Annotated in this window: 14 protein-coding genes and 1 pseudogene; 13 read left to right on the forward strand and 2 right to left on the reverse strand. The window is 50.1% G+C overall.

All coding sequences use genetic code 11. The annotated features are described in order from the left end of the window. Positions 1-60: 60 nt before the first annotated feature. The 3 genes from VY86_RS05085 (at position 61) to xerC (ending at position 4,715) form a co-directional block, all read left to right on the forward strand. Positions 61-2,838: a CHC2 zinc finger domain-containing protein gene (locus VY86_RS05085; RefSeq protein WP_046974162.1), complete on the forward strand. Its 2,778-nt coding sequence runs from the start codon at positions 61-63 to the stop codon at positions 2,836-2,838. A 48-nt stretch (positions 2,839-2,886) separates the two neighbouring features. Beyond that, positions 2,887-3,222 carry a hypothetical protein gene (locus VY86_RS24525; protein WP_158019887.1) on the forward strand — a complete coding sequence of 112 codons (336 nt, stop codon included), beginning with the start codon at positions 2,887-2,889 and terminating at the stop codon, positions 3,220-3,222. A 464-nt stretch (positions 3,223-3,686) separates the two neighbouring features. Further along, positions 3,687-4,715: a site-specific tyrosine recombinase XerC gene (gene xerC / locus VY86_RS05095; RefSeq protein ID WP_046976723.1), complete on the forward strand. Its 1,029-nt coding sequence runs from the start codon at positions 3,687-3,689 to the stop codon at positions 4,713-4,715. A gap of 108 nt (positions 4,716-4,823) precedes the next feature. On the opposite strand, the gene VY86_RS24530 is transcribed toward xerC, so the two are convergent. Continuing rightward, a complete protein-coding gene (locus VY86_RS24530) occupies positions 4,824-4,967 on the reverse strand; it encodes a hypothetical protein (RefSeq protein ID WP_158019912.1) in 144 nt (47 codons plus the stop codon). Between the two features lie 424 nt (positions 4,968-5,391). After that, entirely contained in the window at positions 5,392-5,535 is a 144-nt protein-coding gene (locus tag VY86_RS24535) for a hypothetical protein (protein ID WP_158019888.1), read from the reverse strand. Positions 5,536-5,717: 182 nt separating this feature from the next. On the opposite strand from VY86_RS24535, the gene VY86_RS05110 reads away from it, so the two are divergent. The 10 genes and pseudogenes from VY86_RS05110 (at position 5,718) to phoA (ending at position 13,624) form a co-directional block, all read left to right on the forward strand. After that, positions 5,718-6,086 (forward strand): hypothetical protein, encoded by a 369-nt coding sequence (locus VY86_RS05110; RefSeq protein ID WP_162200352.1) that lies wholly within the window; start codon positions 5,718-5,720, stop codon positions 6,084-6,086. Next, positions 6,083-6,352, forward strand: a complete 270-nt coding sequence (locus VY86_RS05115) for a hypothetical protein (RefSeq protein WP_046974165.1) — start codon at positions 6,083-6,085, stop codon at positions 6,350-6,352. Before VY86_RS05110 ends, VY86_RS05115 begins: the two co-directional genes overlap by 4 nt. A gap of 173 nt (positions 6,353-6,525) precedes the next feature. Next, positions 6,526-6,801 (forward strand): hypothetical protein, encoded by a 276-nt coding sequence (locus tag VY86_RS05120; RefSeq protein WP_046974166.1) that lies wholly within the window; start codon positions 6,526-6,528, stop codon positions 6,799-6,801. Between the two features lie 85 nt (positions 6,802-6,886). Continuing rightward, positions 6,887-7,644, forward strand: a pseudogene (locus VY86_RS24005) (IS5 family transposase). Between the two features lie 18 nt (positions 7,645-7,662). After that, positions 7,663-8,427: a 4-hydroxyphenylacetate 3-hydroxylase N-terminal domain-containing protein gene (locus VY86_RS05135; protein ID WP_238591573.1), complete on the forward strand. Its 765-nt coding sequence runs from the start codon at positions 7,663-7,665 to the stop codon at positions 8,425-8,427. 32 nt (positions 8,428-8,459) lie between these two features. Continuing rightward, positions 8,460-9,491 carry an IS630 family transposase gene (locus tag VY86_RS05140; protein ID WP_046976622.1) on the forward strand — a complete coding sequence of 344 codons (1,032 nt, stop codon included), beginning with the start codon at positions 8,460-8,462 and terminating at the stop codon, positions 9,489-9,491. Between the two features lie 20 nt (positions 9,492-9,511). Continuing rightward, positions 9,512-10,135: a 4-hydroxyphenylacetate 3-hydroxylase C-terminal domain-containing protein gene (locus VY86_RS05145; protein ID WP_238591575.1), complete on the forward strand. Its 624-nt coding sequence runs from the start codon at positions 9,512-9,514 to the stop codon at positions 10,133-10,135. A 419-nt stretch (positions 10,136-10,554) separates the two neighbouring features. After that, positions 10,555-11,838 carry an alpha/beta hydrolase-fold protein gene (locus VY86_RS05150; RefSeq protein ID WP_238591576.1) on the forward strand — a complete coding sequence of 428 codons (1,284 nt, stop codon included), beginning with the start codon at positions 10,555-10,557 and terminating at the stop codon, positions 11,836-11,838. Continuing rightward, on the forward strand, positions 11,795-12,082 hold the full coding sequence (locus VY86_RS25675; protein ID WP_238591578.1) for an alpha/beta hydrolase: 288 nt from the start codon (positions 11,795-11,797) through the stop codon (positions 12,080-12,082). Before VY86_RS05150 ends, VY86_RS25675 begins: the two co-directional genes overlap by 44 nt. 99 nt (positions 12,083-12,181) lie before the next feature. Continuing rightward, a complete protein-coding gene (phoA, locus tag VY86_RS05155; RefSeq protein WP_046974167.1) occupies positions 12,182-13,624 on the forward strand; it encodes an alkaline phosphatase in 1,443 nt (480 codons plus the stop codon). Positions 13,625-13,717 lie beyond the last annotated feature (93 nt).

Here is a 13,717-nt window from a genome sequence, read left to right on the forward strand (position 1 = left end):
TTATAAATAAATCCAATTAAGAGTCAATTTAAATCTTGACAGGATTTAGGAGTCAACAACATGGCACGGATACCCGACGCAGAATTACAGCACCTGAAAGCCGCCGTCTCCTTAGTCGCCGTGGTGGAGCAACAGGGGCGACAGCTCTTTAAACGCGGCAAAGATTACGTGCTGCTGTGCCCGTTCCATGAAGAGAAAACCCCGTCAATGGTTATCTCACCGGCAAAAAATCTTTATCACTGTTTTGGCTGTGATGCCGGCGGCTCCGTGCTGGACTGGGTAATGAAAACCAAAGGCTTAAGTCTGCGCCGGGCCGTGGAACAGTTGCGCGGGATACTGGGAGATAACCCCTCGGTGGCCCCGCTGGTGCAACCGGATGAACCCGCCATGCTGGCCGATGATGACGCCGGACGGCAGGCGCTGCTCAGTCGGGTCGTCGGGTTCTACCATCATACGCTGTTGAATGCCCCCGAAGCCCTGGATTATCTGGCAAAACGGCGGCTCAACCACCCGGAATTAGTCGCCCAGTTTAAACTGGGCTTTGCCAACCGCACGTTAGCCTATCGCCTGCCCATCAAGGCGGTGCAGGCCGGCGCACAGATCCGCGCCCGTCTTCGGGCCGTGGGGCTGATGCGCGACAGCGGGCACGAGCACTTTACCGGTTCGCTGGTGATACCGGTTATCGACCCGAACGGCCAGATCCGCGAGATCTACGGGCGCAAAATCACCGACCGTTTACGTAAAGGAACGCCGCTGCATCTGTACCTTCCCGGCGCACATGGCGGGATATGGAATGAGCCGGCGCTGATCAGTTCAGGGACGGTCATCCTCTGTGAATCCCTGATCGACGCCCTGTCGTTCTGGGTGGCCGGTCACCGCCATGTCACCGCCGCCTATGGGGTGAACGGCTTCACCGATGAGATGCGGCAGGCGTTTCGGCGGCATGGCGTTAAGCAGGTCTTGATCGCCTACGACAATGATCCGGCAGGCAATGAAGCGGCGGTAAAACTGGCCGCCGAACTCACCGCCGTCGGTATCACCGTGTTCCGGGTGGTGTTCCCCGAGGGCATGGATGCCAACGGCTATCTGTGTCAGGTCGCTGAGCCGGAACGGGCCTTCGGGTTGCTGCTGGACAGTGCCATGCCGATGCAGGAAGCGGCAGAGGTACAGGCCACCACCGCAACAGAGCGGGCCGCACTGGCTGAACATCAGCCGGTTCCGGTGCCGGAAACGGTCAGCACCTTAGCCGCCGGGATAGCCGCGTTGCCGTCAATGCCGAATGTGGTCTGGGAAACCGGCGCTAACGGCGAGATATCCCTGACGCTGGGCACACAACAGTGGGGTATCCGGGGCCTGTCACAGGTGAAAGCCGGGGCGGCGGTGATGAAAGTGAATGTTCAGGTCGTTGATACCGACAGCGGCGTGATGTTTGCCGACAGCGTGGACATGATGAGCGCCCGCAGCCGGGGCGGGTATGCGCGGCTGGCCGCCACCGAACTCGGGCTGGCCGAAGGTGACCTGCGCCGGGCACTGGGGCAGGTGTTGCTGGTACTGGAACAGTGTCAACAGGCCGGCGTCAGTGAACAAACCGAACCCCCACCGGTTCCCGAACTGAGCGAGGACCAGCGGGCTGCGGCGCTGGCGCTGCTGCAAGACCCGAAACTGAGTGAACGCATCACCGCTGACTTAGCCGCCTGTGGCGTGGTGGGCGAATCCACTAACCTGCTGGCCGGTTACTTAGCCGCCGTCAGTCGCAAGCTGGACCGTCCGCTGGCCGTGCTGATACAAAGCAGTTCGGCGGCAGGGAAAAGCAGCTTAATGGATGCGGTACTCAATCTGATACCGGAAGAAGAACGGCTGCAATACAGCGCCATGACCGGCCAGAGTCTGTTCTATCTGGGGGAAACCAATCTCCAGCATAAAATCTTAGCCATTGCCGAAGAGGAAGGCGTCAGGCAGGCCGCCTATGCGCTCAAACTGTTGCAAAGCGACGGCGAACTGACCATTGCCAGTACCGGTAAAGACGATGCCAGCGGGAATCTGGTCACCAAACAGTACACGGTGAAAGGGCCGGTGATGCTGATGCTCACCACCACCGCGATAGATGTCGATGAAGAGCTGTTAAACCGCTGTCTGGTGCTGACGGTAAACGAATCGCGGGAGCAGACCGAAGCTATCCACGCCTTGCAGCGCCATAAACAAACGCTGGAAGGTCTACTGGCCGAGAATGAAAAGGCATATATCACCGAACTGCATCAAAACGCCCAGCGGCTGTTGCGCCCGCTGAATGTGGTTAACCCTTATGCCTCACAGTTAACGTTCATGAGCGATAAAACCCGCACCCGACGCGACCACATGAAATATCTCACCCTGATACAAAGTATCGCCCTGCTGCATCAGCACCAGCGCGAGGTGAAGACCGCGGAACACCGGGGCAAACGGCTTGAATATATCGAGGTGACCAAAGACGATATTAGCTTAGCAAACCGGCTGGCCCACGAGATATTAGGCCGCACGCTGGATGAAATGTCGCCCCAGACCCGAAAACTGTTACTGCTGATACAAGCGATGGTGAAAGAGACGGCGACAGCGCAGCAACGCCCGGTGAACGCGGTCCGCTTTACCCGCCGCGATATCCGCCATTACACCCAGTGGAGCGATAACCAGTTAAAAGTCCACTGTCAGCGACTGGCCGACATGGAATATCTGTTAGTCCACGGCGGCAGTCGCGGCCATCTGTTGCAGTATGAACTGCTGTGGAACGGCGACAGCGCAGAAGAAGCCCATCTGTGCGGCCTGATTGACCTGACAGCGCCGGAAAAACCGGTAAAACCCTGAATATGACTCACGCAAGTTGGACTGACTGAACCGCAAGTTGCCCTCAAGTTGGGATCAAGTTGGGCCCAAGTTGGAGGGCGGGAAACCGGCGTCAGACCGCAGCAATACTGGGAGGAACGGCTCGCAAGTTGGGGACGGTTGAAAAACACTGTTCCGGCAATAATAAGAAAAAGCCGTCGTATCGTACTGCCAGTACATCATAGAACCCGAAAACCCGGAATACGACCGACGCAAGTTGGACTGACTGAACCGCAAGTTGCCCTCAAGTTGGGGTCAAGTTGGGCCCAAGTTGGAGGCCGGGAAATGGACGCCAGACCGCAGCAATACCGGGCTGAGCGGTCCGCAAGTTGGGGCAGACAGAAAAGGACTGTTCCGGCCACCTAAGAATCAAGCCATCGTACCGTCGTGATGTATCACACACCGATAACCATTAACCGCTGTTCCCTACAGGAAATCCCATCATGTCATCACCCGTTAAACATCAATCCAACCCCCGCTCGCTGACCCTGCGCCAGCATCTGGACGCGTATCTGGATAACCTGCTGTTGCAGGGGGCGAGTCAAAAGAGCCAGTCCGCCCGTCATGAACGGCTGTCACCGTTCGTCAACTGGTGTGAGGAACAGGGCGTAATATCCGCCGCTCAGGTCACCGAACCGTTACTGGAAAACTGGCAGCAGTATCTGGCCCGGTACCGCAAGGCCAACGGCCAGCTTTATACGCAGGACAGTCAGCGCCGACGCCTGCGGTCCTTACGCCTGTGGTTCGACTGGTTGCAGCAACAGCACGCTATCCCAACCAGCCCGGCAACAACCCTCGCCTCGCCAGACAGAAAAAAACGCCCCTCTGTCATGGAGACCCACGGTCAACCCGACGCCATCCCGGCCCGCTTCGCCACCTTACGCCAGCATCTGGCGGCCTGGCTGGAAGCCGTGCAGGGACAGGGCTTAAGCGAACGGACCCAAGAGTCCTATGAAGAACGGCTGTTGCCGTTCGTCAACTGGTGCGAAGCGCGTGGGGTGATGACCGCACCGCAGGTCAGCCTGCCGTTGCTGGAAAGTTACCAGCGCTGGCTGAGAAGCCACCGTAAAGCGGACGGCCAGCCCTACACGCCGGGCAGTCAGCGGGACCGCCTGAGTGTCTTACGTCAGTGGTTCCGCTGGCTGTTGCAACGTCACCATATCCTGTATAACCCGACGGATAACATGGTATTGCCAAGAGAAGAAAAACGGCTGCCGGCGCAGGTGATGAATGAAGACGAAACCCACACGGTCTTAGCCGCAACGGATATCAACACCCCAACCGGGCTGAGAAATCGCGCTATCCTTGAAGTACTGTGGAGTACCGGTATCCGGCGGATGGAAGTAGCCAACCTGCTGTTAAGCGAGGTGGACTTCGGGCGCGGGGTGGTGATGGTCAGACAGGGTAAAGGCGGTAAAGACCGGGTGGTGCCCATCGGCGAACAGGCGCTGCACTGGTTAAGCCGCTGGCTCAGTGTCCGGCCCGAGTTAACGCGGCGGGAGGACAGCGGTCACCTGTTTATCACCAAGAAAGGCCGGGGACTGGCCAGAGGCACGTTAACCCAGATAGCCGCCGACAGCATCCGTAAACAGGCGCAACTGGCTAAACCGGGGGCCTGTCATCTGTTCCGCCACTCAATGGCAACCCAGATGCTGGAGAACGGCGCGGACACCCGGCATATCCAGGCGATACTGGGGCATGAGAAGCTGGAAACCACCCAAATCTATACCCGGGTGGCTATCGGTCACTTAAAGGAAGTGCATGAGCAGACCCACCCGGCAGAACGGCAGTCAAAGCAGGCCACGCCAGACGACAAGCAGGCGGAGAGTGACAAGCCGGACAGCCCGAAGCCGGTCTGAACGTGCTGTGTTGCCGGACAATCTTAATGTTAGCCGGTTCCCTGTGAGCGCGTGGGGTGCAGTGAAAGGCAGACTGCGCGCGTCCCTGCGCACAGACTGCCTCCCTACCTACGGCGTGCCCGGCGGTAAATGACGTCCGCCCGGCGCTAAACTCCGGCGTTCGCGGTGACAATCGTTGCCGGTCAGCCGCCATTCAACATAATGTGGCATTAAGCGAAATGGGCCTACACGGCCCACAACGCTTAACGGCACATTATGTCGGCACCGCCCACCCATGGGCGCTGCGCGGTTACCTTGGCCCCGGTGCGCGGCTGGCCGCCGGGTTGAGCTTCTCAGCCCCAGAGGCGCACCGGGCTGCGCCCGCTGCTGTCAGCCGCGGTGCCCAAACCCGCCGCCGCAGTCGCCGCCGTCCGTGGCGGCTCCGGGGCGAAAATCCGCCTTAAACCGTTGTCGGTCAGTCCGTCAAGGTCAACCGCCCTGAAGGCAGGCCAGCAAGCTGGCGCAATTTATGGCCCCCGCCCAACCCTGCTGCACTGGCTGCGTCCGGCTCGCAGTCGCAGGCTCCTCGCTCGTTCCCGTACTCGCCATCTCCGCCCCGTCCGCCCCCGCGAGCGGGGGCTCCCCGCTGAAAAGCTTCACCTGCGGGCTTCGCCAGCCCGCACCCGGCCAACCCGCGTCAGCGGCGCAGACAAGCTGCACCGCCGCCACGGGTTCCCAATAAAACCCGGTTCCGGCAGGCAAAGCGGGGCGAAACCCGGCGCTGACGTCGGGGAAAAAATGCGCTAACATCGGGAAAGTGCCCGTCGGGGCCAGTTGGCATGTTCTTTAACAGGGTGGGAAAAAGCGGTGGAGAAAAAGGCTGCTAAATCAGGGGGAAAGGTCCGCTAAACTGTATGATGGCGTCGGGATAGTCCCTAAGACCCGTTCGGGTTAACTGGCTGTCCGGGGAATAAAGGGAAACCTCCGCACCCATATCAAGGAGTTAGAGATGCATCTGAATATTTGCAATCTATGGGAGTCGGCAGAAGTCAAAGAAAGCAGATCATTGACTCATTTGAACTGTCAGGAATGTCTGTACATAAAGCAGGTGATAGCCTTTATGGTGCACGCTTCCATGATTTTGGAAAAAGAGCCAGACCTGAAGGGCAGTATGTATTTGAAACGTTCACTCCACAAACGAATAGAAGTGGGTTGGCATTACCGCCTGATTGGAATGGAATGACAGGGATTCAACAGTTTCAAATAAAACCGGGAACGACAATCATAAAAGGTAAAGCAGCACCACAATATGATTTCGGCCCTCAATATACTGGCGGTGCAGAGCAAATATTTGTACTTGAGCCGTGGAAATATGGATCTCTAATGAAATGAAAACTTCTGGCAAAACATTTTTGATTGATGCTCTTCAATTAGTTCAGGATACAATTGAACTACATCAAAGTGGAAAGAATGCACCATTATCTATTAGTGCATTAACTCAAGTAAAAAAAGAGTTAGAGGAAATGATAAGGGTTATGAATCCCCAAGTTTACAAGCCATCATATCCAAGATTTATTATGGATTGGCCTGATGAAAATGGGGTGATATCAACCTTAATTGATGTTGCTTATTTTTACCAAAAAATAAGAAAAGTCTAATACAACTCAAAGCCGGAAAGATATTTCAAGATCTTCCGGCCTTCTGATGATCTATCCTGGCGTGCAGTTATGTCCACGATCCGGTCAATTGGATCGACCCGTTCGGGTTGGCGGGTTGTCCAACACAAAAATATGAAGTTAGTACATTCTATGATTTACAGAGACGTTCTAAGGTGGGTGATAAATTAGATATCCACCATGCGGCTCAAAAACATCCTGCGGGGCAAGTAATTACTGGTTATGATCCTAAAGTAGCTCCATCAATAGCTCTCCCTAGAGGAGAACATAAACTGATTCCTACAATGAAAGGACCATATACGGGATCGGCTAGAGATTTATTGGCAAAAGATATTAGAGACTTGCGCAATTATACTAATGCTCCTCCTTCAGCAATAAAAGATTTGCACAATTTAAGAACCTATCCCAAAAGGAATTGTCATGTTGTATAATATTCTAGAACGGATAATTTCTGAAGGTATAGAGAGTATGACAAACAACAAATGGCGGCTCAGTGATGAGCTTTGGGAAAAAATGATGCCACTTATCCCCGAACATAAAACTCAGCATCCGCTAGGTACACATCGCAAACGGGTTGATAACCGCGCCGCTATGGATGCCATCTTCTTTGTGCTCAGAACAGGCTGCCAATGGAATGCCCTGAATGCAACAGGAATATGCTCGTCAAGTTCGGCTCACCGTCGTTTTCAGGAATGGCGTGACGCCGGCGTTTTTGAACGCTTCTGGCAGAACGGTTTGCTGGCCTGCAAGCACCTCGCGATCATCGACTGGTCGTGGTTATCACTGGATGGTTGCATGACCAAATCCCCTTTAGCGGGGACAAAAAAACAGGTCGTAACCCCACAGACAGAGGGAAACAAGGCGTAAAACGCAGCCTCATGACCGAGGCTAACGGGCTTCCTCTTTCACTCGTTGTTGGCGCAGCAAACACGCACGATATCAAACTGGTTGCAGATACGCTCGATGCACTTCAGACAGGCAAGCCGGGTAAAAAGGTCAGGCTGTGTCTGGATAAGGGATATGATGCTAAATGGCTGAAAGACTATCTACGAAGTCGGCATTACGAGCCGCATATTCAGTCTCGCAAGGAGGAATCAGATGCCTGCCAAAATACGGACTTTAAAGCTCAAAGATGGGTTATCGAGAGGACGCATAGCTGGATGAATCGCTTTCGTCGGATACTGATCCGATGGGAAAAGAAGGTCGAAAACTATGAAGCTATGTTACATTTTGCCTGCGGGATTATAGTCTGGAACAAAATCCTATTGGGATAGGCTCTTAATGGAGAAAAGGTGACTAATCATGTAGATCACCCTGCTTTTCGGAATGTAATCAGGACCGCAGCTTCACTTTATGATTACCAGGCGGAACATGCTGATCAGATGAGATTCGAAACACCTGGCGGCAAGAATGTGGGTTTATATTGGGAACTTCCGGATACCCGGGAGAAATTGATTGCCAGAGGCAATGCTGCGTATGCCTTGGCAACCCGGAGTGGTGGCTGGTTAGGCAGGAGCCCAGATCATGTTGCTTCAGTTATGACCGGTATGATAACTCACCTGGAAGTATTTGAGGAATATTCCAGAGACAGGGCAGAGGCGTTAAAAAACTACTACTTATATGCCCGTGACAAAGATCTTTATCTGGCTTTCACATTAGTTAATCCACAAGGTGATCGATCTAAAACACCGAGTGAGCATACAAAAAATTTATTTCATTCTCTCGGGGTGCTGGAGGAAAAACCCCAGGGAATCATTGTTCGGGGGACGAAGATGTTAGGGACAGCCGCAATTCTTGCAGAAGAAGTTTTTGTTAGTGTATTCAATCCACTCAAAGAATCAGCTGATAATAAATATGCTTTGTCTTTTGCATTGCCTTTGAATACTAAAGGAATAAAAATTCTTTCCAGAAAATCCTATGAAATAGGGAGCAATAAATTTGATTCCCCTTTAGCGCATCAATTTGACGAAAATGATGCAGTCATTTATTTCGACGATGTTCTCGTTCCGTGGGAAAGAGTTTTTGTTTATATACCCGTAATCATTGAAACTGCTTGATTTTCGCCCAAATGAGGTTCATGGTATCTGTCATGAAAATATTCATTACCGATGAACAAAAAGCCGAACTTGAACATCTCCATCACACCTGCCGTGATAAGAGAGAGTGTGATCGCATCAAAGCGGTCCTCCTGGCCTCTGAGGGCTGGAGTTCTGTCATGATCGCTCAGGCCCTGCGTCTTCATGAAACGACCGTTCATCGTCATATCAGCGATTACCTTAATCACCGTAAAATCAAGCCCGAAAATGGCGGCTCTCAGAGCCATCTCAGCGAAACACAGACTCAGGAACTTATCGCCTATCTGACCGCAAATCTTCTGCCCACCACACAGGCGGTTATCCGCCTTGTCAAAGAAGCGTGGGATATCCGTTACACCGTTCCCGGCATGAATAAATGGCTGCACCACCAGGGATTCAGTTATAAAAAGCCGACCGGCGTGCCACACAAGTTCAACGCGGAACAGCAGCGGGCCTTTATAGAAACCTACGGGAAACTCAAGCAGGAAGCCGGAGACCATGAGCCCATCCTGTTCATTGATGGCGTCCATCCCACTCAGGGGACGAAACTGGCTTATGGCTGGATGCGAAAAGGCCAGAAAACCGCGGTGAAAACCACGGGAAGCCGTACCCGTCTGAACCTGATGGGGGCCCTTAATCTGGCTGATATTAGTAAAACGGTAGTACGCGAGTATGACCGTATCGACAGTTATCACATCGCAGAGTTTTTCATTGCTCTGCGTGAAACCTATCCGGTCAGTCAGAAGGTTCATATTATCCTTGACGGAGCTGGTTACCACCGAAGCAGGCTGGTGAAAGACTGGGCTTATGTGATGAATATTGAGCTTCATTACCTGCCACCGTACAGCCCGAATCTGAACCCGATAGAAAGGCTGTGGAAGGTGATGAATGAACAAGTCAGGAATAACCATTATTTCGCCTCGACGACCTTGTTCAAGCAGGCAATACATCGCTTTTTTACGGAAATATTACCGGAACTGGCCGGGAACCTGTCGTGCCGTATTAATGACAACTTCCAGGTTATGAATACTGCATCTTCAAGTTAAGCGGGTATAAAAATATTGACATGTGTCGTCGTCAATTCGAATCAACTGCCGCCGAAGTTTTAGGGGATGGTCAAAGTCTAGCCCGGTACGCCGTTAAACTGCATTTTTTGGCTGGTTTAGCCCACGCGCTTACTGAAGCCACCGGAGTTAATGAGTTTCCTGCTGTTCGCGAGTCGTTAGCAGAGCTTGCTTGCTACGCTACTAATATTGAAGGGCTTTTCCGTGGTTTATTTCATAACCCAGATCGACACAATGGGTATTATATTCCTAATCAATTACAATTATATGCTTGTCAGGTCGTTGCTCAGTCAATTTATCCCAAGGTGATAGAAAACATCAGAAAACTCTCGGGAGGTGGTGTGATTATGTTACCGTCAAGTTATGTTGACTTAGCAAACCCAGAGATCCGTTGTTTAATAGAAAAAACGCAATATTCAACCTTAATGGAACCCATTGAACGAGTAAAATTGTTGAAATTAGTCTGGGATGCTGTTGGCTCTGAATTTGCCTCACGTCATATTCAGTATGAAATGTTCTATTCTGGAGCCCATTTTGTTGCTCTGTCTCGCCTTTATGGGCGATATGATTGGAATTTAGCTAAGAGTATGAGTAAAGAAATTTTGGATTCTATTTCGGTTAATTAAATTTTGCAGTTGATAATCATACTGTTTGACTAAGTTTAATTTAGTGAGTAGTTAAAAAATTTTATCTTTGTTACATTTTCAGAGGCGGAATAGAGTATATTCCGTTTCTTTATCGCAAATGAATAACTTAATATTTTAATGTGCAGGTATTCGCAAGATTATATTAATGCATTGAGTCCTTTTTATTTTCAACCATAAATTGTTTTATTCTGTTAGGGAGTAATTTCTTTGAAATGTTTTCACACATTTATCTCTGCATGGAAAATTAGCACACAATTTATTCTATTGATAATAGTAATTGTTATTATTATTAAATAACAATTTGGTGCATGATTTGTCGCGGAAAAATGGTTGAATGTTTCTAACTGAAAATCAATAAAGAGAAAAGAATGAAAATAAAGATAATGATATGTGCTCTTATGGCTTCTTTTAATGTATTTGCATCTCAGTGTTACCAAATAAAATTCCAGCAAGATCAACAAGAAATAACGGGAAGTTTCGATTCTCAGGGAATGGCTTGTATTGAATTTAAAATTCAGGCTAAACATTATGTGCGCGGATCAGGGCTGGGCATAGAGAAATTGGTGGTTCAGAAGGGGAATCAACAACATATTCGTACGCTTTTTACCGATAATCCGGCGGATGCCCGGCAGTCAATTGGATTTACCGTTCCTCAGGCAGGAAAATACCGGTTGTCGGCCAAGGGGAAGGCTGGCGCGCCGTGGCAACTCACATTGTCATTTCCACGTTATATTCCCTGGGATAATGATTATGGACAGCAACCAGCAAGCCCGCGCCTGAAACAACTCCAGGCTGAAGTCGCAAAAGGGAAAGGAACTCATACCTTCTGGCGGGAAATGGCCCATCACGGTACACCACTGATTGAGGATTATGATGGTAAAAACAAACGGGTAACTTTCTTGTGGCGTGGGGCAAAAGCGAATGTTTTTATTCTTGGCGCACCGAGTAACGATCATGATCCTATGTCGCATCTGGCAGGGACTGATGTTTGGTTTCGCAGCTATATCGTTCCGTCGGATACCTTGACGCAATATAAATTAGCGCCGGATTTGCCACAGCTAGAAGGCACTGCTGACGAGCAACGTAGAGCGATTCTGGTCACTGCTCAGGCTGATCCGTTGAATAAAAATGTGGTGCCGACGGTGTCGGAAGATGTGTTCAATCATGATTCATTGCTAGCATTAAGGCCAACTCTGTGTGACGTAGAGAGATTCAGGCAATTACCTTTTCATGGTGATGTTAAGGTTCACCAGTTTCAGAGTAGAATTCTGGGCAATAGTCGGGAAATTGCGATATATCAATCGGTTATGCCGATGAAACAGCCTGCCATATTGGTACTGTTTGACGGGAAGATTTACCGTAAACAGTACCATATCGATAGATTTTTTGATTCCCTGATTGAAGAAGGAAAAATTCCACCAATGTATGTGGTGTTTGTCGATAGTCTGGATAACGCACGCCGGGGCCAAGAGTTACCACCCAACCCTGATTTTGCTGAATTTATGGCTAGCGAACTGATGCCGTGGCTGGCTGCTCAGGGGATTGAAGCTCCGGCGGAACGTACCATCATTTCAGGCTCCAGCTATGGTGGACTGGCATCTTCATGGGTTGCATTTAACCACCCTGAGTTGTTCGGTAATGTCCTTAGTATGTCGGTGGGCGCCTCAGGGAGAAGAGCCTGAATGGCTGATCCGTGAGTTTGCTAAAGCAGAGAAAAAACCGCTTCGTTTCTATTTACAGGCGGGCTTGTTTGAAGTCAACCGGGGTGAACTGGAAGGTATTCTGCATAATAACCGTCGCATGAAAAAAACGTTATTGCAGAAGGGTTATCCGGTTGAATCCAGTGAAGTCTCCAGTGGTCACAATTATGTCTCATGGTGTGAGACGCTTTATCATGGAACACAGTCGTTGGTAGCAAAATGGTAAATTGGATCTATTTTCTTCACATAATTGTCACATAGTTTATTTAGTATCTTTTTGTCTGATGATGATTTTTACTTCAATTGATTTTCTCAAGGAAATCCTATGTCTCAAAAATATACGAAAAGTTTGGTTGTAGCGATGATATCGGCCTTAATTTCAAGTGTCAGTCTGCCTGTATTGGCGGCAGGTGAGCAGGAGGCTAATCAAATTATGGCGGAAGGTCGGGCGGTAAAAGGTAATATTACGGAATTTGGTGGTGCTCGCCGTATGGGTCACAATCAAACTGAGGCATTAAAAGCGGCAATTAATAACAATAAAGCCAAGAATGTTATTTTGTTTATTGGTGATGGTATGGGAGATTCTGAAATTACTATCGCCCGTAACTATGCAGAAGGTGCCGGTGGATTTTTCAAAGGGATTGATGCCTTACCATTCACCGGTCAATATACTCACTATTCTCTTGATAAAAAGACCCAGAAACCCAATTATGTGACTGACTCAGCCGCTTCTGCCACAGCCTGGGCTTCCGGTATAAAAACCTATAATGGCGCGCTGGGTGTTGATGTATTTGGTAAAGATCATCAAACCTTGCTTGAGTTGGCAAAAATGAATGGCAAAGCGACAGGTAATGTAACAACGGCGGCAATTCAGGATGCAACACCGGCGGCACTTTATGCCCATGTGACCGGTCGTAAGTGTTATGGCCCAAAAGAAACAACTGAAAAATGCCCGACTAATGCACTGGAAAATGGTGGACGCGGTTCCATCACCGAGCAACTGTTGGTGGCCCGTGCAGATCTAACATTGGGCGGAGGCGCCAGAATTTTCGCCCAGAAATCGGTTGCCGGCGCTGGAAAGGGTAAAACTCTGGAAGAGCAGGCACGGGAACAGGGTTATCAGTTGGTAAGCGATGTTAACTCTCTGAATGCAATTACGGAAGCAAACCAGAAAAAACCGCTGTTGGGTCTGTTCCATGAAAAAAATATGGATATTGCCTGGGAAGGACCTAAAGCGGTTTACCACGGTAATATTGATAACCCGCCAGTGAGCTGTAAAGTTAACTCCAAACGGAATCCTAATGCGCCAACGTTGGCACAGATGACGCAGAAGGCGATTGATCTACTGAAAGTGAATAAGAATGGCTTTTTCCTGCAAGTGGAGAGCGCTTCTATCGATAAACAGGATCACAAAGCTAACCCTTGTGGACAGATTGGTGAAACAGTCGTATTGGATCAAGCAGTTCAAGTTGGTCTGAAATATGCCCGTGAACATGGTGATACATTGGTTATTGTTACAGCCGATCATGCCCACTCTAGCCAAATTATAGAAGCTGATGTGAAATCTCCGGGATTAACTCAGGCATTAATTACCAAAGATGGTTCAATAATGGCGGTTAGCTACAGTAACTCTGAGGGTAAAGATCAGGAACATACGGGTACTCAACTTAGGGTTGCTGCTTATGGTCCTCAGGCCGCCAATGTTGTTGGTCTGACTGACCAGACAGACCTGCATTTCACCATACGTGATGCGATGGAGTTGAAGTAATTTTTGCCAGATGATGTGTTGAGTGGTAAAAGTTGAGAATAAGTTTTTTAAAATCCTGCCCGTTAGTCAGATTTTCTGATTAGCGGGTAGACC

The sequence above is a fragment of the Photorhabdus thracensis genome (assembly GCF_001010285.1).
Lineage (GTDB): Bacteria > Pseudomonadota > Gammaproteobacteria > Enterobacterales > Enterobacteriaceae > Photorhabdus > Photorhabdus temperata.

Coding starts and splice junctions, on each gene's coding strand:
- VY86_RS05085 (WP_046974162.1), top strand. CDS start 61: ATGGCACGGATACCCGACGCAGAATTACAGCACCTGAAAGCCGCCGTC.
- xerC (WP_046976723.1), top strand. CDS start 3,687: ATGGAGACCCACGGTCAACCCGACGCCATCCCGGCCCGCTTCGCCACC.
- VY86_RS24535 (WP_158019888.1), bottom strand. CDS start 5,535: ATGCCAACTGGCCCCGACGGGCACTTTCCCGATGTTAGCGCATTTTTT.
- VY86_RS05115 (WP_046974165.1), top strand. CDS start 6,083: ATGAAAACTTCTGGCAAAACATTTTTGATTGATGCTCTTCAATTAGTT.
- VY86_RS05140 (WP_046976622.1), top strand. CDS start 8,460: ATGAAAATATTCATTACCGATGAACAAAAAGCCGAACTTGAACATCTC.
- VY86_RS05145 (WP_238591575.1), top strand. CDS start 9,512: ATGTGTCGTCGTCAATTCGAATCAACTGCCGCCGAAGTTTTAGGGGAT.
- VY86_RS05150 (WP_238591576.1), top strand. CDS start 10,555: ATGGCTTCTTTTAATGTATTTGCATCTCAGTGTTACCAAATAAAATTC.
- VY86_RS25675 (WP_238591578.1), top strand. CDS start 11,795: ATGTCCTTAGTATGTCGGTGGGCGCCTCAGGGAGAAGAGCCTGAATGG.
- phoA (WP_046974167.1), top strand. CDS start 12,182: ATGTCTCAAAAATATACGAAAAGTTTGGTTGTAGCGATGATATCGGCC.